The 23,401-nt window shown below is 72.8% G+C and carries 16 protein-coding genes; 9 read left to right on the top strand and 7 right to left on the bottom strand.

Features of this window, described 5'->3' with window-relative positions; translation table 11 throughout:
- Window positions 1-44: 44 nt before the first annotated feature.
- From ligA to ACWCQM_RS21105, 5 genes are all read left to right on the top strand, one after another.
- Window positions 45-2,153, top strand: a complete 2,109-nt coding sequence (ligA, locus tag ACWCQM_RS21125) for an NAD-dependent DNA ligase LigA (protein ID WP_450916704.1) — start codon at window positions 45-47, stop codon at window positions 2,151-2,153.
- A 156-nt stretch (window positions 2,154-2,309) separates the two neighbouring features.
- Window positions 2,310-3,134, top strand: a complete 825-nt coding sequence (locus ACWCQM_RS21120) for a rod shape-determining protein (RefSeq protein WP_450916703.1) — start codon at window positions 2,310-2,312, stop codon at window positions 3,132-3,134.
- An 862-nt stretch (window positions 3,135-3,996) separates the two neighbouring features.
- Entirely contained in the window at window positions 3,997-6,288 is a 2,292-nt protein-coding gene (secD, locus tag ACWCQM_RS21115) for a protein translocase subunit SecD (protein ID WP_450916702.1), read from the top strand.
- Window positions 6,289-6,438: 150 nt separating this feature from the next.
- Complete coding sequence (locus ACWCQM_RS21110) at window positions 6,439-7,182, top strand: YoaK family protein (RefSeq protein WP_450916701.1); 744 nt, start codon at window positions 6,439-6,441, stop codon at window positions 7,180-7,182.
- A 110-nt stretch (window positions 7,183-7,292) separates the two neighbouring features.
- Window positions 7,293-7,598, top strand: coding sequence for a 4a-hydroxytetrahydrobiopterin dehydratase (locus ACWCQM_RS21105; RefSeq protein WP_450916700.1), 306 nt, complete (start codon window positions 7,293-7,295; stop codon window positions 7,596-7,598).
- Between the two features lie 13 nt (window positions 7,599-7,611).
- Here ACWCQM_RS21105 and ACWCQM_RS21100 read toward each other — a convergent pair whose 3' ends face one another.
- From ACWCQM_RS21100 to ACWCQM_RS21070, 7 genes are all read right to left on the bottom strand, one after another.
- The gene (locus ACWCQM_RS21100) at window positions 7,612-8,574 is read right to left on the bottom strand and encodes a LysR family transcriptional regulator (protein WP_450916699.1); all 963 of its coding nucleotides are present in this window, start codon (window positions 8,572-8,574) and stop codon (window positions 7,612-7,614) included.
- Between the two features lie 169 nt (window positions 8,575-8,743).
- Window positions 8,744-9,241 carry a MarR family winged helix-turn-helix transcriptional regulator gene (locus tag ACWCQM_RS21095; protein WP_450916698.1) on the bottom strand — a complete coding sequence of 166 codons (498 nt, stop codon included), beginning with the start codon at window positions 9,239-9,241 and terminating at the stop codon, window positions 8,744-8,746.
- A gap of 146 nt (window positions 9,242-9,387) precedes the next feature.
- Complete coding sequence (locus ACWCQM_RS21090; RefSeq protein ID WP_450916697.1) at window positions 9,388-12,288, bottom strand: BTAD domain-containing putative transcriptional regulator; 2,901 nt, start codon at window positions 12,286-12,288, stop codon at window positions 9,388-9,390.
- Window positions 12,289-12,521: 233 nt separating this feature from the next.
- The gene (locus tag ACWCQM_RS21085; RefSeq protein ID WP_450916696.1) at window positions 12,522-13,328 is read right to left on the bottom strand and encodes a shikimate dehydrogenase family protein; all 807 of its coding nucleotides are present in this window, start codon (window positions 13,326-13,328) and stop codon (window positions 12,522-12,524) included.
- On the bottom strand, window positions 13,321-14,370 hold the full coding sequence (locus ACWCQM_RS21080; RefSeq protein ID WP_450916695.1) for a 3-dehydroquinate synthase family protein: 1,050 nt from the start codon (window positions 14,368-14,370) through the stop codon (window positions 13,321-13,323). Before ACWCQM_RS21080 ends, ACWCQM_RS21085 begins: the two co-directional genes overlap by 8 nt.
- Complete coding sequence (locus ACWCQM_RS21075; RefSeq protein ID WP_450916694.1) at window positions 14,367-15,284, bottom strand: ROK family protein; 918 nt, start codon at window positions 15,282-15,284, stop codon at window positions 14,367-14,369. Before ACWCQM_RS21075 ends, ACWCQM_RS21080 begins: the two co-directional genes overlap by 4 nt.
- Before the next feature lie 64 nt (window positions 15,285-15,348).
- The gene (locus ACWCQM_RS21070; RefSeq protein ID WP_073748812.1) at window positions 15,349-15,783 is read right to left on the bottom strand and encodes a type II 3-dehydroquinate dehydratase; all 435 of its coding nucleotides are present in this window, start codon (window positions 15,781-15,783) and stop codon (window positions 15,349-15,351) included.
- 160 nt (window positions 15,784-15,943) lie between these two features.
- On the opposite strand from ACWCQM_RS21070, the gene ACWCQM_RS21065 reads away from it, so the two are divergent.
- The 4 genes from ACWCQM_RS21065 to ACWCQM_RS21050 all read left to right on the top strand — a co-directional run.
- Window positions 15,944-17,110, top strand: a complete 1,167-nt coding sequence (locus ACWCQM_RS21065; protein ID WP_450916693.1) for a DegT/DnrJ/EryC1/StrS family aminotransferase — start codon at window positions 15,944-15,946, stop codon at window positions 17,108-17,110.
- Window positions 17,107-18,237, top strand: a complete 1,131-nt coding sequence (locus ACWCQM_RS21060) for a Gfo/Idh/MocA family protein (RefSeq protein ID WP_450916692.1) — start codon at window positions 17,107-17,109, stop codon at window positions 18,235-18,237. The genes ACWCQM_RS21065 and ACWCQM_RS21060 overlap by 4 nt, the downstream gene beginning before the upstream one ends.
- 40 nt (window positions 18,238-18,277) lie before the next feature.
- Window positions 18,278-18,979 (top strand): HAD-IA family hydrolase, encoded by a 702-nt coding sequence (locus ACWCQM_RS21055; RefSeq protein ID WP_450916691.1) that lies wholly within the window; start codon window positions 18,278-18,280, stop codon window positions 18,977-18,979.
- A 300-nt stretch (window positions 18,980-19,279) separates the two neighbouring features.
- Window positions 19,280-23,401, top strand: a 4,122-nt coding sequence (locus ACWCQM_RS21050; RefSeq protein WP_450916690.1) for an AMP-binding protein, incomplete at its 3' end; no start/stop codon positions are given.

Here is a 23,401-nt window from a genome sequence, read left to right as displayed (position 1 = left end):
GGGGCCGGAGGGCGTTGTCAGTGGTGGGCGGCAGGATGGTGGTCATGACGACGAACTCAGTTGGTGCGCTCGCCGATACCGCCGCCTACGCCGCCGCGGTGGAAGAGGCGAAGCGTGCCGCCGCCGCGTACTACACCGCAGGTGAGAGCAGCCTCGACGACGATGCGTACGACCGTCTGGTGCGCGGCATCGCGGCCTACGAGCAGGGGCATCCGCAGGAGGTGCTGGACGCCTCGCCGACCGGCAAGGTCGCGGGAGGGGCGGCGACGGGCGATGTGCCGCACACCGTGCCGATGCTGTCGCTGGACAATGTCTTCTCCGCCGAGCAGTTCGTCACCTGGACCGCCTCCGTGGAGCGCCGGATCGGCAGACCCGTCGCCTCCTGGAGCGTGGAGCCCAAGCTCGACGGTCTCGCGGTCGCCGCGCGCTATCGGCGGGGCCGGCTCGACCAGTTGATCACCCGCGGCGACGGGACGGCCGGGGAGGACGTCTCGCACGCCATCGGGACGGTGCTCGGCCTGCCCGAGCGGCTCCGTGCCCCGGAGACCCTGGAGGTGCGCGGCGAGATCCTCATGACCAACGAGCAGTTCGAGCAGGCCAACACGGTGCGCACCGAGCACGGCGCCGCCCCCTTCGCCAATCCGCGGAACGGCGCGGCGGGCACCCTCAGGGCCAAGGACCGCCCGTATCGCGTGGAGATGACCTTCTTCGCGTACGGGGCGCTCGCGCTGCCCGACTCCGGTGAGCTGGCCGAGGCCCTGGCCGGACTCCCGCACAGCGAGGTCCTGGAGCGTGTCGCCGGGCTCGGTGTGCACACCGCCGCGGACACGGCGGTCGCCCCGCGCGTGGTCACCACGGCCGAGGAGGTGCAGGCCGGTGTCGAGGAGATCGCCGCGCTGCGTGCCTCGCTGCCGTTCGGGATCGACGGCATCGTGATCAAGGCGGATCTGGCGGCCGACCAGCGCGACGCGGGGTCCGGGACCAGGGCCCCGCGCTGGGCCATCGCGTACAAGCTGCCCGCGGTCGAGAAGGTCACCCGGCTGCTGGGCGTCGAGTGGAACGTCGGCAGGACCGGCATCATCGCGCCGCGCGCCGTCCTGGAGCCCGTCGAGATCGACGGATCGACCGTCACCTACGCCACGCTCCACAACCCGGCCGACATCACCCGCCGCGATCTGCGCCTGGGCGACCAGGTGATGGTCTACAAGGCGGGCGACATCATCCCCCGTATCGAGGCACCCGTCGCCCATCTGCGGACCGGTGACGAGAAGCCGGTCGAATTCCCCGAGGTCTGCCCCCAGTGCGGCTCGGAGATCGACATGAGCGAGCAGCGCTGGCGCTGTACGCGCGGGCGGGACTGCCGCCTGGTCGCCTCCGTCTCGTACGCCGCAGGGCGCGACCAGCTGGACATCGAGGGCCTCGGTGCCACCCGTGTCGTCCAGCTCGTGGACGCGGGCCTCGTCCAGGACTTCGCCGACCTCTTCACGCTGGAGCGGGAGCAGCTGCTCTCCCTGGACAGGATGGGGGAGACCTCCACCGACAATCTGCTGGCAGCCATCGACATCGCCAGGACCCGCCCGCTGTCCCGGGTCTTCTGTGCCCTCGGGGTGCGGGGCACGGGCCGCTCCATGTCCCGCCGGATCGCGCGCTACTTCGCCTCGATGGACCGTATCGTCGCGGCCGACGTGGAGGAGTTGCAGCGGGTCGACGGCATAGGCAAGGAGAAGGCCGCGGCTGTCGTCGCGGAGCTGGTGGAGCTGGCGCCGCTGATCGCCAAGCTCGTGGCCTCCGGAGTCTCCATGACGGAGCCCGGCGCGACCCCGCCGCCGGAGCCCGGTGCCGAGCCCGAGCCCGGTGCGGATGTTCCGGGGGAGGGGCAGCCGGCGGACGGCCTGCCGCTCGGCGGAATGACCGTGGTGGTCACCGGTGCCATGACGGGTGTTCTGGAGAAGCTCTCGCGCAATCAGATGAACGAGCTGATCGAGCGGGCCGGAGGGAAGTCGTCCTCCAGTGTCTCCAAGCGCACGAGCCTGCTCGTCGCGGGTGAGAAGGCAGGATCCAAGCGGGCCAAGGCGGAGGACCTGGAGATCAGGATCGCCACGCCCGAGGAGTTCGCGGAGCTCGTGGAGGCCTATCTGACGCAGGAGGCGTGAAAGGCGCACACGTAGGTGCGCCTTGGAATCGCAGAGGGCTGGTGTTTATATGTCCCGTATTGCATAGTGAGGGCTTGGACTGGCCTCACTATCCGGGGTTGGCGTGGCGGTGAGTGGTGCACGGCCGCAGCGGCGGGCGCCGGAGGGTGAGGGGCGATGCGGTCTGCACGGGACGGCCGACGGCGCGGCCGGCCGGTCCTCGCGCGACGGGACGCACACGCCGGTGCGGCGCGCGGGGTGGCCATCGACCTGGGCAGTTCCGGGGCCCGCGCCTGGGTTCCGGGCCGGGGACTCGTGCCCGGTCCGGCGGGCTGGGACGACGGCACCCGCCGACCGGTCCGGCGAGGTCGCATCGTCGACGCGGACTCCTGCGCAAGGCTGCTCGGCCGCCTCGCGGACACCGCACTGGGGGCCCACCGGCAGGACAGCATGATCGTCCTCAGCCATCCCGTGCTGGCCGGACCCACGCATCGCGCTCTGGCGAGGGAACTCCTCGGCGCGCTGGGCCCGTCCGGCGTTCTGGTCCTCAACAGCGCCAGTGCCGCCGCCGCGTGCGCCGGGCCGGGGGACGGCGGCCCGGTGCTCGTCGTCGACCTGGGTGCCGAGCTGACCGAAGTGGCCCTGCTCGTGGACGCGGTGGTCGTCGACGCCCGCCAGGCCGAGACGGGGCTCAGCGATCTCGGCCCGGAGTCCTTGCCCGCCGCACTCGTCCGGAACGTCTTCGATATGGTCACGTCCATGTGGCGCGAGGACAGAGACGGCGCGGTACGCGGGGCGCTGCGCCGAGGTCCCGTGCTCACCGGCGGGGGAGCACTGCGAGCCGACGTGACCGAGCGCATCGCGGATTCCCTCGGTGTTCCCGTCCGCGTCGACGAAGACCCCTCGACCGCTGTCGTGCGGGGTGCCGGGCTGATCCTGGACTCCGTCCTGCGCTCCGGTGGCGCGGGCGCGGTGCCCTTTCTCCCGGCCCGGCCGAGGTGAGCCGCCTCCAGGGGGCGCCCCTGGGCAACCCGCCCCCGCGCGGGCGGCCCGACGCGCTCCCGTACGTCCTCTCCGCACTCCTGCTCGCAGTCCTCACCCTGCTCGGCGGCACGCCCGCGGCTGCCACCGCCGCGCTGCCTGCTGGTTCCACCGCTGCTTCCACCTCGGGCCCGGGCGCACTTCCGGCTGCTGCGTCCGTCGAGCTGCCTGCGGGTCCCACCTCTGCCTCTGGCCCGGGCGCACTTCCGGCTGCTGCGTCCGTCGAGCTGCCTGCGGGTTCCACCTCTGGCCTCACTTCGGGCCCGGGCGCGCGTCCGGCCGCGGCTGCCACCGCGTTGCCCTCGGGTTCCGCCGTTGCCGCGCCGCTGCCGGGTTCCAGGGCCGCCGGGCTTTCCGCGTCCGCCTCCGCCACACACACCACTCCGGCCACCGCTGCCGCCGCGCAGGTCTCCGGTCTGCCCGAAGCCGCGCGCTGGGCCGAGGCCGTACCCGTACCGGGGCCGCGTGCGGGGGTGGATCGTCCGCATGGGCCGCTCCACGTTCCGCCGCCCGGGCACGGTGCTCTGCCCGCGTGCCCGCCCGGCCTCCTCTTCCCGCACGGCGCCGTGCCGGGGGCCGCGAGGGCCGCACTCCTCGTGCACGGCAGGATCAAGGCGGCGCTTCCCGGTGTGCGTGGACCTCCCGGGGTGACGGCGGGTCAGCCGGCCCGTCACCGGCCCTGTTCCACAGACCTGTCGAACCGCCCGCGTCAGCCTCTCTGAGTCACGGCCCCGCCGGGTCCCGAATCGTCCGGGGCCCGGTCTCTCCGGGGTCCCGGCCTCCTTGAGTCCAGGGCGGACTACGCCCACTCGAGGGGATACCCATGTCTCGCGCCACCACGGTGCGAGCGGTTCTGGCTGCCGCCGTTCTGCTCGTGTCCGTGTTCATCACGCTGACCATGTCACCCAGACTCGGCCTCGACCTCCAGGGCGGCACCCGAATGGTGCTCCAGGCCAAGGACTCCGGCTCCGCGAAGGCGGACCGGGAGAGCACCGACCGCACCCTGGAGGTACTCCGGCAGCGCATCGACTCCCTCGGTGTCGCCGAACCCGCCCTGACCCGCTCGGGCGAGGACCGCATCGTCGTCGAACTCCCCGACGTCCAGGACCCGCGCCAGGCCGCGGACGTCATCGGCAAGACCGCCCAGCTCGGCTTCCACGCGGTCCAGCAACCCGGTACGGGCACGGGCGAGCACACCGCGCTTCCGGACGAACAGGGCACGCCGCTCGCCCTCGGGCCCGAGCGCCTCTCCGGCGCCGGGGTCAAGGACGCCACCGCCCAGTTCGACGCCCAGCAGGGCGCGGGCTGGACGGTCTCGCTCGACTTCCACAAGGACGCCGGCAAGCAGTGGCAGCGCCTCACCGGGGACGCCGCCTGCAACCCGCCCGGGGACGAACGGCGGCGCGTCGCGATCGTCCTCGACGGGAAGGTCATCTCCTCGCCGCAGGTCGATCCGTCGGTCGGCTGCTCGGTGGGGCTGCCCTCCGGTTCCACCCAGATCACCGGGTCCTTCAGTGCCGACGAGGCGCGCGATCTCGCTCTGCTCATCAAGGGCGGCGCGCTGCCCGTGCCCGTCGAGATCGTCGAGCAGCGCACCGTCGGCCCGACGCTCGGCGCCGCCGCCATCGACGCGAGCGCCCGTGCCGCCCTCATCGGCGCCGCGGCGACCGCGCTCTTCATCACCTTCGTGTACCGCCTCTTCGGCGCTCTCGCCGCCGTCGCCCTGGCCGCGTACGGCGTGATCTTCTACGCCGCTCTCGTCGCCCTCGGAGTCACCCTGACCCTGCCGGGCCTCGCCGGGTTCGTCCTCGCCATCGGGATGGCGGTCGATGCCAACGTCCTTGTCTTCGAGCGGGCCCGCGAGGAGTACGCGGACCGGAGGAACCGCTCGCTGCGCTCCGCGCTGACCGCCGGATTCCGTAACGCGTGGAGCGCGGTCGCCGACTCCAACGTCACCACCCTCATCGCGGCGGCCCTGCTCTTCTTCCTCGGCGCAGGACCGGTCAAGGGCTTCGGGGTCACGCTCGCCATCGGCGTCCTGGCCTCGATGTTCTCGGCGCTGGTCATCGCCCGGGCGCTCACCGAGCTCGCCGCGGGCTCCCGGTTCGTCAACGACTACCGGAGCGTCAACGGCATCGGACGGCCCGGCCGCGTCCGCACCTGGCTGAACGGGCGCGACCCGCAGCTGTTCCGTTCGCCGCGCCGCTGGCTGATGATGTCCGGTGCGGTCGTCGTCCTCGCCGTGAGCGGCATCCTCGTGCGCGGCGTGGACCTGGGCGTCGAGTTCACCGGGGGCAGGCTGATGGAGTACTCCACCAGCCGCACCGTCGACGTCGAGACCGCCCGCGATGCGATCGCCGCCGCCGGATTCGACGACGCCGAGGTCACCACGGCGGACGACCGCGACCTCTCCGTACGTACCGGGAAGCTCGACAACGACGGCGAACACGCCCTGCGGGCCGCCCTGGCCGAGGTGGGCGGTGAGACCACCAAGGTGCGTGACGAACTCATCGGGCCCAGCCTCGGCGACGAGCTGCGGCGCAACGCGCTGATCGCGCTGGGCGTCGCCGTCCTCGTGCAACTCGTCTATCTCGCGGCCCGGTTCCGGTGGACCTTCGCCGTCGCGTCGGTCGGGGCGCTGGTGCACGACGTCATCGTGCTGGTCGGCGCGTTCGCCTGGCTCGGCCGCCCCGTCGACGGCATCTTCCTGGCCGCCCTGCTCACCGTCATCGGCTACTCCGTCAACGACTCGGTGGTGGTCTTCGACCGGGTACGGGAGCTCTGGGCGAGGGCCCGCCGCTCACCGGTCGCCGACGTGGCCAATCGCGCCGTGCTCCAGACCGTGCCACGCACCGTCAACACGGGAATGGGAGCCCTGTTCATCCTGGTGGCCCTCGCCGTGCTGGGCGGGGACTCGCTCGCGGACTTCGCGCTCGCCCTCCTCATCGGCATCTGCGTGGGGACGTACTCCTCCGTGCTGACCGCCGTCCCGGGGGCGCTCCTCCTGGAGCGGAGCAGCAAGGCTCCGCCCCCGGCCAGGAAGCGCGCACCCAAGCGCGGGGCGGCGGCCGGGCGGACACGCAGGGACCCCGCTGACAACGGGGCCCGCGTGTAGGACGCCTGCCTGCTGTGTCCGTGCCGCCCCGGTGGCACGGACGGTGCGCCGGGCAGGGGCGGGACCCGCCCTGCCCGGCGCGTACGGGCGGTACGGGCGCCGGGCTGCGGCACAATCCTGACCACATCCAGTGATCGGAGTGTGCCGCTCATGCCCGTCGTGCTGCGTGAGGCCCGGGACACGCTCGTACCCGACATGGCCGGTCCGCACGGCCCGCTGCCGCCGCTGATGCTCGCCCTGACGGTACTCACCGGGCTCGTCGACGCGTTCAGCTATCTGCTCCTCGGGCATGTCTTCGTCGCCAACATGACGGGCAACGTCGTCTTCATGGGATTCGCCCTCGCAGGCGCCCCGGGCTTCTCGCTGCTCGCCTCGGCCGTGGCGCTCGTGTCCTTCTCGGCCGGGGCGCTGGTCGGCGGCGTCGCCGTCCACCTGGCGCGGGCGCACCGGGGCAGACAGCTCCAGCACGCCCTGCTCGCCGAGACCTCCTTCGTGGCCGCCGCCCTGATCGTCACGCTCGTCTCGGGCGAGCCGTACACCGGCGGCGTCCGCTTCGCGCTCATCGCGCTGCTCGGCCTCGGTCTCGGCCTGCAGAACGCGGCCGTCCGCGCGCTCGCCGTACCGGACCTCACCACCACGGTGCTGACGCTCACCATCACCGGCACCGTCGCCGACAGCCGGCTCGCGAAAGGGCCGGGGAGCAGGGCGGGACGCCGGGTCCTCTCGGCCGCCGCCATGCTGGCCGGCGCGTTCGTCGGGGCACTCGCCGTGCTCAACGGGCACCCGTCACTGCCCCTGCTGCTCTCGGCCGTCCTCCTGGCCGCCGTGAGCACCGCCGCGACCCTGCTGGCCCGCAGCGACGCGCCCTGGACCAAGCCGCCCGCCGGCAGGTGAAGGTGCCGCACGGCCCCGGCAAGGGAACCCGTGTCGTACGGGACAGCCGACGCCCCGGACCGTAACGTCGCGGGCACCGTTGACCCACCGATACGCCGGGGAGCCGCCGTATGCCCACCGAACCGCTGTCCGCATCCGACATCGAAGCGGGGCTGCGCGAGCTGCCGGGCTGGGAGCTGGAAGGGGACAGGATCACACGTACGTACCGGCTTCCCTCCCACTTCGCCGCCGCCGGGCTGACCGTCCACGTCGCCCAGATCCAGGACGAGCTCAACCACCACTCGGATCTGACACTGGGTTACAACACCGTGGTCATCGCCGTGAGCACCCACGACGCGGGCGGCGCCGTCACACGGAAGGACCTCGCGCTCGCCGCGCGGATCGAGGCCGTCGCGGCCGGCCACGGCGCGAAGTAGCGGCGTTGCGGGCTCACGGAGCCTCGCCGAAGCGGGGGTGTGCGGCGAGCCAGCGCGCATAGCTGTCGCTGCGCCGCACCGCCTCCGTGTATGCCGCGCGGGTGTGCCCGGACACCGCGGCGGCCGTGGCGCTCGCGGCGGGTGAGCGTGGGTGCCGCCCCAGCAGATGGCGCCAGCTCAGCGGCGTGCCCGCCAGGGGGCGGGTCACCACACCGGGGGTCGGCGGGAACGTGGCCCGGCACAGTCCGATGGCCCGGCCCACCTGGACCAGATGGACGACGGACGCCGTGTCCGTCTCGTACACCGACAGCGGGGTGAAGCCGGCCCGCGCGCACGCGGCGGTGAAGCAGTCGGCGAAACAGCCGTCGCCCGGCACATCGGCCCAGCACTCGTCCGCCAGCGCGGAGAGTTCGAGCTCCGGCTCGTCGGCCAGCGGGTGGTTCCCGGGCAGCATGACGAAGACCGGGTCGATGCCGATGACCTGCCAGACCAGCCGGTCCGCCATCGGAGGCGAACTCTCCCCGCAGACACCGATCAACGCGAAGTCGAGCCTGCCGTCGAAGAGCAGAGAGGCGATCTCCGCCACCGACCACGAGGTGTGCGTCGTCACCGGCGCCGTCGGATGCGCGGTGGCGAGCCTGTCGACGAGACCGCCCATGAGCGGGCCGTGCGTACCGCCGAGCCGGAAACGCTCCACCGTGGCCCAGGCGTTGGCGAAGCGCACCGCCTCTTCCTGGAGACCGCTCACCGCTGGCAGTACCACCCGGGCCCGCTCCAGGACCAGTTCGCCCAGCAGGGTCGGCCGGGCACCCGTGTGGTCCCGGTCGAAGAGGGGCCCGCCCAGAGCCTTCTCGATCCGCCGGAGCTGGGCGCTGAGCGCGGGCTGCGCGAGCCCGAGAGCCGCCGCGGCCTTGGTGAGGCTGCCGGTGTCGGCGATGGCCCGTACGGTGCGCAGGTGACGCAACTCCAGCTCCATGGGCGCACGGTATGGCTGATGGAACCCACCGGCAATACCGCCGCCGTCCCGTCCGGAGAAGTCTCCTGAGGCCATTCGTCCGGATCAGGCCAGGGCACGCGAGCCCGGCCTGATCCGAAGCCCCGAGGGCTGGGCAGCCCTCAGCCGCAGCCGCCCTCGGTTTCAGCCCTCAGCCGCAGCCGCCCTCGGTTTCGTCCTGCGTGCCGTCCGTGGTGCGCAGATGGGCGAGCATGGTCTCGGAGATCTCGGTGAGGGCGTCGATCTGCCCCTCGTCCAGCGGGGCCGTGAGCGCGCGGCGGATGTGCTCGGCGCGGACGGGCAGCGCGGCCTCGATGGCGCCGCGGCCCTCGGGGCTCAGCGCGATCACGGTGCCGCGCGAGGCGCCCGGACACTGTTCGCGGGTGAGCAGGCCGCGCCCGATCATCCGGTTCAGATGGTGGTGCAGCCGGCTCTTCTCGAACTGGGTGACACCGCTCAGCTCGAAGGCCCTCAGCCGGGTGTCCGGTGCCTCCACCAGGGCGCTGAGGATGGCGAAGTCGGGCTCCGACAGGCCCGTGTCCTGCTGGAGCTGCTGGGCGAGGCGCCGCCAGAACAGCACCTGCGTCTCGAAGTACGCGCGCCAGACGCGATCTTCGCGTGCCGAGAGGTGGTCCGCGGTGCTGGTCATGGCCGGTGATTCTACCGGCAGACAGGGGCGGGTTGACATGTCACCCCGGACTGCGTGGCGTACGCCCGTGAACCCCGTACGACCCTGAACCGTAGGCAAGTGGACCCCGCGCGCCCGTGCACCGCGCGCCCGCGGCCCGCACCGTCTCAGCAGCACATCGGGTGCGCCATCCCGGCTGTCATCGGCTCCGCGTCCCGCGCGCTCAGCAGCAGAAGCTGCCGCCGTGCCGTGCCCGCGCTGGGCGAGAGTTCGGCGGCGCTGCGGTAGCAGCGCATGGCGCTCCGGTGGGCGCCCGCGTCGAAGGCCCGTCCGCCCGCCTCGGTGAGGGCCTGGGTGATGTGCTGGACGAGGGCCGCGGTGGGCCGGCCCGTGGAGGCGGTCAGCGACAGGATCCGCCGGTAGTGGTGGACGAGCAGATCGCCCTGGTCGGCGGGGAGCAGGGCGATCCAGTCGACGGCCCGCCGGTGCAGAAGGACCCGGTCGCGGCGGGGCAGCTGGGCGTACGCGACCTCGCGCACCAGCGTGTGGCGGAAGACGTATTCGGCCTCCCGTCGCAGCGTGCTGTTCCGGACGCGGCGCAGGAACTCCTTCCGTTCCAGCTGCTTGAGCCCCGCCGCGACCTCTTCGGGATCGCGGCCCGACAGGGCGGCCACGCCGTCGGCCCTGATCGGCCCCCCGAGGACCGCCGCGTCCCGCAGCAGGGTCTTCCGCGTGGGCGGCAGCGTGTCCAGCCTCGCCGCGACGATGTTGCGGACCCGGGGAGGCACCGGCGGCCTTCTGTCGCGCTGGCGGTTCCTCAGCTCATGGGCGTACTCCTCCGCGAACAGCGGGATGCCGCCCACGAGGGAGAGGAGGTCCGCGTCGTCCGCCGTGCCGACCGGCCGGCCGAGCAGCCCGGTCAGCATGCCGGCGACGGTCTCGTCGGGGAGCGGGTCGAGGACGAACGTGGTCGCATCGCGTTTGCCGCACGTCCAGCGCGGTCTGCGCTCCCTCAGTTCCGGCCGTGCCGTGACGACGACGAGCAGCGGCACATGGGCCAGACGCTCGGTGAGGTCCTCGGCCAGGTCGAGGAAGCCGCGGCAGGCCAGGTGCATGTCCTCCAGCAGGAGCACGGTGGGCCGTTCCGCCGCCACCTCCTCGATGAGGCGCTGCACGGCCCGCAGCGTCTCCTCCTCCTCGGTGCCGTCCATGGCGGGCCAGGGAGGGGAGATGAAGCGGCGCAGCAGACCCAGCATCCAGTCCGCCTCGTCGCCCGGGCCGATCAGCCGACGGACGGCCGTGGTCAGCTTCTGCTCGGCGAGCGCCTCCGGTTCGCGTTCGGCGATACCGGCGTACGACCGCACGACGGCGGCCAGCGGGGCCGATGAGCTGCCGCCGCCGAAGGCCGGGACGCGCACCGAGAACTGCCGTACGGGTTCGCGCCGGTTCTGCAGCGACCGTCCGAACTCCGCGACCAGGCGGCTCTTGCCGATGCCGGACTCGCCGAGGACGGTGGCCAGATGGGGCCGGCTGCGGCGTAGTGTGTCGCTCAACAGGCCCGACAGGATGTCCAGTTCACGTTCGCGGCCGAGCAGCCTCGTGGCCGGCGGCGGAGAGGCGGGGGAGGGGAGCACGACGGAGACCTGCCGTCCGTCACCCGTGTCGCCCGGAGCGGAGTGGTCGAACAGGTAACCGCTGGCCCTGAGCGTCGTGTCGGAGATGCGGACGCCCTCCCGGCCGGCGAGCGCGAGCAGGGCCTCGCACTCGTCCAGCACCGAGCCCGATACCTCCTCGGGCTCCTCGTCGTCGGCGTCGCGGTACGTCGCGAGGACCTCGCCGGTGGCGACGGCCATCCGGATGGCCATGGACCGGCCGGGCCTGCCGTGGAGCCGGTCACGGATGGCGAGGGCCAGCCGGACGGCCCGCCTGGGATCGTCCTCGTAGGTGCGGGGGACGCCGAAGAGAACCGACCGTACGGAACCGACGGCGCCCCGGACCAGTCCGCCGAAGCGGGCCGCCTCCTCCACGACGATGCGCGTGAGGACCCTCAGCGCCTCGTCGACCTGCTCGGGGTCGTCCCCGGCGGCCTCCACCCGCGCGCGCACCAGAAGCACACTGGCCTGCTTGCGCTCGGTCATCGCCCGTGGCAGGCGCCCGACCGGGGGCGCGGCGGCCGGAGCGGCGGGTTCGGCCGGCTGCCCGGCGCCGCACGGGCCCGAGGCGGCGGGGAGGGAGAGCAGGCCGGGCGTCGGGGCGGCGGAGCTCCCCTCGGCGGGGCCGGCGGGAGCGGCGAGCGCGGCCGGCTCGGCTCCCGGGTGCCAGGCGAGCGCCGGGCGCTGGTTCAGGATCGCGCGTTCCAGGTCCTGGAGTTCGGGGGCCGGATCGAGGCCGAAGCCGTTGACCAGCCTGTCGCGGATGCCCTGGTACACGGCCAGCGCCTGCGGCTGGCGCCCGCAGCGGTACAGCGCCAGCATCAGCAGCCCGCAGAGCCGTTCGCGTACGGGCTCCTCCTCCGCCATGGCGGCGAGCTCACCGACGAGTTCGCGGTGGCGGCCGAGCGCCAGTTCGGCCTCGGCGCAGTCCTCGAAGGCCGTCAGCCGCGCCTCCCGCACCACGGCCAGTTCCGGCCAGGTCACGCCCGTCTCCAGGACATCGGCCAGCACCGGACCACGCCAGAGCGCGAGCGCCTCGCGCAGGGACCGCGCCGCCACGGCCCAGGACTCCGCGGCGAGAGCGGCACGTCCGTGCTGCACCAGGTCCTCGAAGCGGGCCAGGTCGATGTCCGAGGGGGCGAGCCGCAGCATGTAACCGGGCGGGGAGGTCGACAGCGACACGGTGTCGTCCCCGGCCAGTGCCCTGCGCAGCCCGGCGACGGCGTTCTGGACCATCTTGCGGGCGGTGGGGGGTGCCCCGGCGCCCCACAGCCGCTGGACGAGCTCGCCGGTCGCCACGACCTTGTTGGGGTGCAGCAGGAGGTAGCCGAGCACCGCCCGCTGGTTGACGCCTCCGAGCGGCACGGGAACCCCGTGGTCCGTGGCTTCCAACGGCCCCAGCAGATTGAAACGCATACGCCCCCCGTTCTTGGCCGGCCACGCGGAACGGGCGAGGCGCCGCGCACACGAAGCCGTCGAGCCGGTCCGACAGTCATGCCGAACGATCCCGGGCGCCCAGCATAGGAGGGGCATGCCGGAGCCGCCGCCGCGTTTTACGGTCTGTTCACAGTCCTGTCGTGGACGGGGCAGCGAGCTGTTCACAGTCCGGTGGCGGAAGCGTGTAATCCCTGTTCAGGAGCGTGGCGGGGTCACGGGGCCGGTGTGTCGAGGCGGAAGAACTCGCGATAGAGACCCACCTGTCTGTCCAGCATGTGGATACCGTGATGGACGGCGAGCCCTTGCGCGGCGGCTTCCCGGAGCAGGGCTGTGTCCCTCGGGTGCATCACGATGTCGGCCACGACGGCCCCGGCGGGCAGCTCACTCGGAGCGAACGGCAGCGGATCTCCGGGGCGCAGCCCCAGCGGTGTCGCGTTGACGGCCAGCCAGGCGTCGCGGGGGCGCGGCGCGCTGGCACCGACGACGCGGGCGGGGGCGGTGCCACGCAGCCTGCCGACCAGCGCCGCCGAACGGTCGGGCGCGGGGTCGTACACGGAGAGGTGCGCGACGCCCGATTCCAGCAGCGCGGCGGCGATCGCCGTGCCCGCGCCACCGGCACCGGCCAGGAACACCCGCCTGCCGCGCGGGTCGTGCCCGGCGCCCCGCAGCCCCGCGACGAAACCGGCACCGTCGAAGTTGTCGGCGTACCAACGGCCGTCGGGGTCGCGGCGCATCGCGTTGGTGCTGCCGGTCAGGGCGGCGGCGGGGCTGAGCTCGTCCGCGTACCGGCAGGCCTCCATCTTGTGCGGGACGGTGATGAGGAGCCCGTCGAGATTGCCGATGCGCTGGAGCCCCGTGATGACCGGGCCGAGCTCACCCGCGGGTGCGTGCACGGGGAACAGCACCGCGTCCAGGCCCAGTCGGCGGAAGACCGGGTTGAGGAGCGCGGGGGCCTGGACCTGGACCACCGGATCTCCGAGTACGGCGAAGAGCCTCGTCGTGCCGCTGATCTCAGGCATGCGGGACCGGCCCCGTGGGCATGGCGTCCAGGGTGGCCGCCACCGCGCGCTCGGGGACGTCCCGCACCAGCTCCGCTCCGCGCGGACCGTCCAGGACGAACGTGAGCCCCGATGTGGCCTTCTTGTCCAGCCGCATCAGCGCGATCAGCTCCGCCGTGTCCACGCCCGGCGGCAGCGCGGTCGGCAGACCGTAGCCCGCCACGACCTCCTCGTGCTCGGCGACGCGGTCCGCCCCGATCCGGCCCAGCGCGCCCGCGAGCCGGCCGGCGAACACGGTCCCCACGGCCACCGCTTCGCCGTGGCGCAACGCGAACCCGGTGGCCCGCTCCAGCGCGTGACCGAGAGTATGGCCGTAGTTCAGGAGATGCCGGGGACCGGCGTCCCGCTCGTCGGACGCGACGACCGAGGCCTTCAACGCGACGCTCGCCGCGATCTGTTCGTGCAGCGGGAGCCCGCGCAGATCGCCCGCGCCGATGAAGTGGCAGCGCGCGATCTCCCCCAGCCCGTTGATCCGCTCACGCGGCGGCAGGGTCTCCAGATAGTCGGTGTCGCAGAGAACGGCACGGGGCTGCCAGTAGGCGCCCACCAGGTTCTTGCCCTGGGGGAGGTTTACGGCGGTCTTCCCGCCCACACTGGCGTCGACCTGGGCCAGCAGCGAGGTCGGCAGATGGATCACGGGGACGCCGCGATGGTAGAGCGCCGCGGCCAGGCCGACCGAGTCGGTGGTCGTGCCACCGCCGACCGAGACGACCGCGTCCGACCTGCTGAGCCCGAACGAGGCGAACAGGGAGCAGAGTTCCTCCACCCAGGCCAGCGTCTTGTCCCGCTCGCCGTCCCGGGCGGGCACCGTCAGGAACGGCACACCCGGATCGGGTGTCCACCCGGCGGGCCTCGCCGTGACCACCGCCACCCGCCGCGCGCCCGTCGCGGCGACGACCTCGGGGAGCAAGTGCCGTACCCCCGGGCCGATATGGACGGTGTAGCCACGTCCGGCCAGCGGCACTTCGATGCGCCGGTGCGCGACGGCGGGTACGGCGGTCATGTCTCTTCTCCGATTCTCTGCTGCTGAGGGCGTTCCTGCGGCCCGGGGGCCGCGGAACGCGCCAGGGACACCGCTCCGTACAGCGAGGAGAGCCCGCCGAGAGCGGCGGGCCTCACCGGAACCGGAGGCGAACCGGGCCGGGCCAGTGCGCGGGTGTGCGCGGCCACGGCGGGAACCAGCTGCGGCAGCCCGGCCGCGAAACCGCCGCCGATCAGGACGAGTTCGGGGCGGGTGAGCTCGCACAGGCTCACCGCCGCCGCCGCGAGGGCCGCGCCGCTCTCCGCGACGGCGGCCACCGCCCATGCCGCCCCCGACGCGTATCCGTCGCGCAGCGCCTCGTAGTCCACCGGGCCACCACGGATGCGGGCGGCCCGCCGCAGTGTCGCCGGGCCCGACGAGAGGGCCTGCACGCAGCCGTTCCTCCCGCAGTCGCAGCGCGCTCCCTCGCGCTCCACGACGATGTGGCCGACCTCGCAGGAGCCCCGGCCGGCGCCGGGGAGCGGCCGTCCGTCCACCACGACGCCACCGCCGATGCCGGTGCCCACACCGAGATAGACCAGATTCCGGCATCCGGCCCGCTCCGCCTCGGCCAGGGCCGCGAGATCCCCGTCGTCCGCGATCCGCACCCCGGCGCCGGGGAACAGCTCCGCCAGGGCGTCGCGCAGGCCGAGTCCGGCCCAGTGCGGACGGCCCGGCCACACGGAGACGCGGCCCCCGCCGTCCAGTGTCGCGGGCATCGCGACACCGACCGAGCGGATGGGCTCACCCCACGCGGAGCACAACGACTCGACGGAGCACGTCAGTTGCTTCCAGTCCCGGGCGCTGTCCGAGGACGTCTGCCAGCGGAGGTCCGACTCCAGCCACCTCGTGCCGCCGCCGTCCTCCACCCGCAGCGCCACCTTGGTGCCGCCCACGTCGATTCCCAGATGGCCGATGACGACTCCCGGTCGCTGTAGTGGCCGGCCAGAGGCGTTGTCCTCAGGCCGGAATCCTGGCCGACAGCGCCTGAGCGGCGAGCCGGTAGCCGTGCGCTCCCAGCCCGGCGATCACACCGACGGCCAGGGGAGCGAGCACCGACTCGTGACGGAAGGCCTCCCGTGCCCACACGTTCGACAGATGGACCTCGATCCAGGGACGCGGATAGGAGGCCAGGGCGTCACGGAGGCTCCAGCCGGCGATCATCAGGGCGCCCGGATTGATGATGGCGCCGACGGTGTCGTACGACTCCTGCACCGCCTGGATCAGTTCACCCTCGGACTCGCGCTGGACGGAGACGACCTTCCAGCCCCGCCCCGCCACTTCCCGGGCCACCGACTCCTCGATGTCCGCGAGCGTATCGGTGCCGTACACCTCCGGCTCGCGGCGGCCGAGAATCCCCAGGTTCGGTCCGTTCAACAAAAGCAGCTCGGTCATGTCCCCGTTATAACAGCCCTTCTCCGAGGCTTCCGTAAAACCGGTGGAAAGAAATCGGAACAGGAGAAACATAGGGGGGTCGCTAGGGGAAGTGACGGCTTGCCATTGCGTGGGTTAGCGTGCCGAAAAACCGCGTCCTCGACAAGAAAGGCAGCGGAATATGGGTACGACCGAACACCAGGCTCCGGTATTTCCCGAGTGGCCGCAGTACGACGCAGATGAACGGGAAGGCCTCATCCGCGCGCTCGAACAAGGCCAGTGGTGGCGCATGGGCGGCAGCGAGGTCGACTCCTTCGAGAGGGAATTCGCCGAATACCACGGGGCCGAGCGGGCGCTCGCCGTCACCAACGGGACCCACGCCCTGGAGCTCGCCCTCCAGGTGCTCGGCGTGGGACCCGGGACCGAGGTGATCGTGCCCGCGTTCACCTTCATCTCGTCCTCCCAGGCCGCCCAGCGCCTCGGCGCCGTGGCCGTGCCCGTCGACGTCGACCTCGACACCTACTGCCTCGACATCGGGGCCGCCGAGGCGGCGGTCAACGAACGCACCCGGGCGATCATGCCCGTCCACATGGCCGGCCACCTGGCCGACATGGACGCCCTGGACAAGCTGTCCGCCGACAGCGGCGTACCGGTGATCCAGGACGCCGCCCACGCCCACGGCGCGCAGTGGCAGGGACGCAAGGTCGGAGAACTCGGCTCGATCGCCGCGTTCAGCTTCCAGAACGGCAAGCTGATGACCGCGGGAGAGGGCGGCGCCGTCACCTTCCCGGACAACGCGTCCTACGAGGAAGCGTTCCTGCGGCACAGCTGCGGGCGGCCGTTCAGCGACCGTAAGTACTTCCACCAGACCTCGGGCTCGAACTTCCGCCTCAACGAGTTCTCGGCGAGCGTCCTGCGCGCGCAGCTGCGCCGCCTCGACGGGCAGATCTCCACCAGGGAGCAGCGCTCGCCGCTGCTCAAGCGGCTCCTGGCCGAGATCCCCGGTGTGGTGCCCCAGGGCCGCGACGACCGCGCGGACCGGATTCCCCACTACATGGCCATGTTCCGCATACCCGGCATCGGCGAGGAGCGGCGCAACGCCCTCGTCGACGAGCTCATCGCCCGGGGACTGCCCGCCTTCGTGGTCTTCCGGGCGATCTACCGGTCCGACGGGTTCTGGGAGACCGGGGCGCCCCAGGCCTCCGTCGACGAACTCGCCCGCCGCTGCCCGAACACCGAGGCGCTCACCTCCGACGGCATCTGGCTGCACCACCGCACGCTGCTGGGCTCCGAGCGGAACATGCACGAGATCGCCGAGATCGTGGCCGACGTCCTGGCCGCGGCGTGAGCGCCGCGACGGGGGACGGCAGGCCGGTCAGGGTCGCCGTGGTGGGGCTCGGCTGGGCAGGCCGGACCATCTTCCTGCCGCGCCTGACCGAGCACCCGGGATACACGGTGACCGCCGTGGTCGAGCCCGACGCCGAGGGCCGCCGGGCGTTCGCCGGCAGCGGCAGCCCCCAGGTGTTCTCGCACGACCGTGAACTGGACGCCTCCCTGGTCGATCTGGCCGTCGTGGCGGTGCCCAACCATCTGCACACCTCCGTCGCCACGCGGCTGCTCGCCCGGGGCATCCCGGTCTTCCTGGAGAAGCCGGTCTGCCTCAGCGTCGAGGAGGCGGACCGGCTGGCCGAGGCCGAACGGACGGGCGGAGCGGTGCTCCTCGCGGGAAGCGCCGCCCGCCACCGCTCCGATGTGCGGGCCCTGCACGCCATCGCCGCGGACCTCGGCCGGATCCGGCACATCGACGTGTCCTGGGTGCGGGCCGGAGGCATCCCGGACGCGGGCGGCTGGTTCACCGACAGGAGGCTGGCCGGAGGCGGAGCGCTGGTCGACCTGGGCTGGCACCTCCTCGACACGATCGGCCCGCTGCTGGGCCCCTCGGAGTTCGAGCAGGTCGTCGGCACGGTCACCGACGACTTCGTCAACAGCCGTTCCCGGCAGGCGCCCTGGCGCGGCGAGGGGACCGGCCTGCCCGTCGGCCCCACGGCACCGGGGACCAGGGACGTCGAGGACACCGCACGCGGCTTCCTGGTCACCGGGCAGGGCGCATCCGTGGCGCTGCGGGCGAGCTGGGCGTCGCACGAGGCCCGGGACGTCACCCGCGTCTCCGTCGAGGGAAGCGCCGGCAGCGTGACGCTCAGCTGCACCTTCGGCTTCAGCCCCAACCGGCAGGACCCCGTGCTCACCCGCACCGCCGACGGCAGGACGACCGAGATCCCGCTGACCCCGGACCCGGTCGGCGCCGAGTACGCCCGGCAGCTGGACGACATCCTCGTCCGGCTCGGAGATCCCGCGAGCCGCGGAGCCGCCGTCGCGCAGGCCCGGCAGACGATCTCCGTCATCGAACGCCTCTACGCCTCCGCCCGCTCCGCGGGCCCCTCCCGCCCGGTGCCGGCCGGCCGGGCCGCCCACTGAGGCCCGGACGTGGGCCGCCCGACAACCTACGGAGAGCTTCATGCACACCCCGCTCCAGCCTTCCGCCACGACCCCCTCGGCCACTCTTCCCGAACCCAGCGCCGTGATCTTCGATCTCGACGGGGTGATCGTGGACAGCTTCGCGGTGATGCGGCAGGCGTTCCTGACCGCGTACGCCGAGGTCGTCGGAGACGGCCAGGCACCCTTCGAGGAGTACAGCCGCCACCTGGGCCGGTACTTCCCCGACATCATGAGCATCATGGGCCTGCCGGGTGAGCTGGAGGCCCCGTTCGTACGGGAGAGCTACCGGCTCGCCCACCAGGTGACCGTGTTCGACGGCGTACCCGAACTGCTCTCGGAGCTGAGAGGGCGAGGGCTGCGGCTCGCCGTCGCCACCGGCAAGAGCGGGCCCCGCGCCCGCTCCCTGCTCGACCGGCTCGGACTCCTCGGCTCCTTCGAGCACGTCATCGGCTCCGACGAGGTGGCCCGGGCCAAGCCCGCCCCCGACATCGTCCTGCGCGCACTCGACCTGCTCGACGTGCCGGCGGGCGAGGCCATGATGATCGGCGACGCGGTGACCGACCTGGCGAGCGCCCGCGCCGCGAAGGTGACGGCTGTCGCGGCCCTGTGGGGCGAGGCGGACGCCGAGGCCCTGCACGCGGAAGGGCCGGACGCCGCTCTGCACGCCCCCGGAGACCTGCTGGCCCTGCTGCCCGTGCCCTCGCACCGCGTGACCCGCTGACCGAATCCACCGCGCACCGTGGGCCCCGACACGTCCGACGTGTCGGGGCCCACCGTGCTGCGGGGCCTCTTCGCGCGGGATGCCGTTTTCCATTCCGGCAGACCTGAGAACGGCCCACAAGCAGTGGTAAGGGCTGGCATAGGGGGCTGGTTAGGGGAGGCCCCGCCTTCCCGCGCGTCAACACTGGACGTGCGAACGGCGTTATGCAGGGCGGCATGGTGAATTCCATGTGTACGAAGTCCCGCCCACGCATCGGCTCCATTATTCCGGCGTTCCACGTCACCGAGGGATGTGAAGGCATTGTTGCGTACGGAGCTCATTCGGCCACTGCCCGAACTGCTGGCGGAGCACGCCCGGCAATTCGGCGACAAGGTGGCCTTCCGGGACGCCCTGCGCAGTGTGACCTACGCCGGACTCGAGCAGCGCACCCGCCACCTGGCCGGCCACCTGGCCGAGCGCCGACTCCATCCCGGCGACCGCGTGGCCATCCTGCTCGGCAACAGCGTGGAGACGGTCGAGAGCTACCTCGCCCTCACCAGGGCCGGGGTGATCGGCGTACCCATCAACCCGCGGATCACCGAAGCCGAGCTGACCTACCTCCTCGACGACAGCGGCGCACGCCTCGTGATCACGGACCCGACGCGTGCGGAGCAGCTCGCGCACCTCCTTGCCGACCGCGCCGACCTGCGCGTCCTGGTCACCGGTGACGGCCCGGCCCCCGTGGGCACGGACTCCTTCGAGACGCTGGCGGCCACCGAGCCGGCCACACCGCCCCGGGACGACCTCGGCCTCGACGACCCCGCCTGGATGCTCTACACCTCCGGCACCACCGGCCGGCCCAAGGGCGTGCTCTCCACGCAGCGCAACTGCCTCTGGTCGGTGGCCGCCTGCTACGCGCCCATCCCCGCCCTGAGCGCGGACGACCGGGTCCTGTGGCCGCTGCCCCTGTTCCACAGCCTCTCCCACATCGTCTGCGTCCTGGGCGTGACCGCCGTCGGAGCCACCGCCCGCATCGTCGACGGGTACGCCGCCGCCGACGTGCTCGACGCGCTGCGCGAGGAGGCGTCCACCTTCCTCGCCGGAGTACCCACGATGTACCACCAACTCGTGCGCGCCGCACGGGAGGAGAACTTCGAGGCGCCCGACCTCCGGATGTGCCTCGTCGGCGGAGCGGTCACGACGGCGGCCCTGCGCCGGTCGTTCGAGGAGGCGTTCCACGCGCCGCTCCTCGACGCCTACGGCTCCACCGAGACCTGCGGTTCGATCACCATCAACTGGCCCACCGGCGCCCGGGTCGAGGGCTCCTGCGGCCTCCCCGTCCCCGGCCTCGGGGTACGCCTCGTCGACCCCGAGACAGGCCTGGACGCGCAGGCCGGTCAGGAGGGCGAGGTCTGGGTCCGGGGCCCGAGCGTGATGCTCGGCTACCACAACCAGCCCGAGGCCACCGCGGAAGCGCTTCGCGACGGCTGGTACCACACCGGGGACCTCGCCCGTCGGGACGACGCCGGCTACTTCACCGTCACCGGCCGCATCAAGGAACTCATCATCCGCGGCGGCGAGAACATCCACCCCGGCGAGGTCGAGGAGGTCCTGCGCTCCGTCCCCGGCGTCGCGGACGTCGCCGTCGTCGGCAAACCCCACGACGTGCTCGGCGAGGTGCCGGTGGCCTTCGTCGTGCCGGGAGGGACGGGCGCCGACCCGGAGGCGCTGCTCGCCGCGTGCCGCGACCGTCTCTCCTACTTCAAGGTCCCCGAGGAGCTCTACGAGATCGACCGCATCCCCCGCACGGCCTCCGGCAAGATCACCCGCCACGTCCTGCTCGAACTGCCCGCCAGGCTCCGTGCCGGCGGCGGAAGCCACTACGAGCAGCTGTTCCGCCTCGACTGGATACCCCAGTCGTCCGTGCCCGCACCCCGGCCGCTCTCCCAGGACTGGGCGGTCGTCGGCGCCGATGCCTTCGGTGTGGCGGACCGGCTGCGCGGGCTCGGCAAGCACGTCGCCGAGCACCCGACACTGGACGCACTGCGCCGGGACACCGCGGCGGGCGAGCCCCTCCCGGAGGTGACCGTACTGGCCTGGGGAGCCGGAATCCGCAGGCCCGGCCGCCTCGCCGACGCCGTACGGGACACCGTCCGCACCCTGGGCGAGCAGCTCGAACGCTGGCTGGCCGACGACCGTACGGCGACGTCCACCCTGGTCATCGCGACCCGGGGAGCGGTCGCCGTCGCCGCCGAGGACGACGTGACCGACCTGATCCAGGCCCCCCTCTGGGGCCTCGTACGGAGCGTCCAGGCCGCGCACCCCGGCAGGCTCGTGCTGATCGACCTGGACATCGACGACGACAGGCCGGCCCACGCACTCCCCGACGCGGTGGCCTCGGGAGAACCCCAGATCGTCGTACGCTCCGGCGTCTGCCTCCATCCCCGGGCATCGCGGGTCTCCGCCTCCACCGACACCGAACAGCCCACCGCCACCTTCGACCCCCGGCGTCCGGTACTGCTCACCGGTGCCGACGGGCCGGCCGCGGCGACGCTGGCCCGCCATCTGGTCGGTGGCTACGGAGTCCGCCGGCTGCACCTCGTCAGCCCCACCGGACAGGCGGACCGGGCAGCCGCCGAACTGGGCGCCGAGCTCACCGGGCGGGGCGTCGACGTGACCCTGTCCGCCTGCGACATCGCCGACCGGGCAGCTCTGGAGAAGCTGCTGCACCGGACGGGGAAGCGCCGGGGCGGCAGGCCTGGGGCGATCGTCCACACGGAAGGCGCCCACACCCGCGACCTCACGGCCGTCCTGGAAGGCGCCCTCAATCTGCACGAACTGACCTCCGACGACGACCTGTCGGCCTTCGTTCTGTACTCCTCCGTCACCGGGGTCCTCGGCGTGCCCGCACAGGACGCCCCGGTACAGGGCGGGTTCGTCGACAGCGACGAAGCCGTGGCCGGAGTCTTCCTCGACGCGCTCGTCCAGCACCGCGCCGCACGCGGACTGCCCGGACTCTCCCTGCGCACCGGGCCGTTCGAAGGAGACGGCAGGACCGCACCCGCGGGTCTGGGCCGGCTGACCGAGCAGCAGAGCACAGCCATGTTCGACGCCGCCCAGCTCACCGACCGGACCTCACTCATCGTGATGCGACTCGCCCCCGAAGCGCTGGAGGCCGAGGCGGCGGGCACCACCATCGCCCCGCCGCTCCGGGGCCTGATCGACGCCCCCACCCGCAGCTCCGCTCCGGACAACGCCACGTCCGCGGCACTGCGGGAGCGGCTCGCCGGCCTTTCCGAGGCCGAGCAGGAGCGCGTGCTGCTCGACCTCGTACGCAAGGAGGTCGCCGGGCTGCAACCGGAGGACGGCAGTACACCCGCGCGTGCCGACCGGCCGTTCAAGGCCCTCGGCTTCACCTCGCTCGCGGCGGTCGAACTGCGCAACCGGCTCACCGCGGGCACCGGTCTCCAGCTCCCGGCCACCCTGGCCTTCGACCACCCCACACCCGCGGCGGTGGCCCGTCACCTGCGCACCCGGCTCCTCGGCGCGGCGGAGGGCGCCGCCCCGACGCGCTCCGTGGGCGCCGCCGGTGGTGTCCGGCGACGCGACGACGGCGACGAACCGGTCGCCATCGTGGCGATGGGCTGCCGGCTCCCGGGCGGTATCGCGTCGCCCGACGACCTGTGGCGACTGGTCGCCGAGGGCGGCGACGCCATCTCGCCCTTCCCCGACGACAGGGGCTGGGACCTCGAGGGCCTCTACGACCCGGACCCCGACAGCCCAGGTACGTCCTACGCCCGGCACGGCGGATTCCTCCGGGACGCAGGAGCGTTCGACGCGGAGTTCTTCGACATCTCCCCGCGTGAGGCGCTGGCGATGGATCCGCAGCAGCGGCAGCTGCTGGAGGTGTCGTGGGAGGTCTTCGAGCGTGCGGGCATCGACCCGACCTCACTGCGGGGCAGCGGCGTCGGCGTGTTCACCGGAGTGATGTACCACGACTACGCCACCGAACTGGGCCGTGTCCCCGAAGGACTCGAAGGCTATCTGGGCACGGGGAACGCGGGGAGTGTGGCGTCGGGGCGGGTGTCGTACGCACTGGGTCTTGAAGGCCCGGCGGTGACGGTGGACACGGCGTGCTCGTCGTCGCTGGTCGCCGTGCATCTCGCGGCCCAGGCCCTCCGCGCCGGCGAATGCTCCCTGGCCCTCGCGGGTGGCGTGGCGATCATGGCGAAGCCCACCTCGTTCGTGGAGTTCTCCCGGCAGCGCGCGCTCGCGGCCGACGGCCACCCCAAGCCGTACGCCGAGGCCGCCGACGGCACGGGCTGGTCCGAGGGCGTCGGTGTCCTGCTGTTGGAGCGGTTGTCGGATGCTCGGCGGTTGGGGCATGAGGTGTTGGCGGTGGTGCGTGGTTCTGCGGTGAATCAGGATGGTGCGTCGAATGGT

The sequence above is a fragment of the Streptomyces sp. NPDC002125 genome (assembly GCF_053593715.1).
This window is presented reverse-complemented; position numbering and strand designations above follow the sequence as displayed.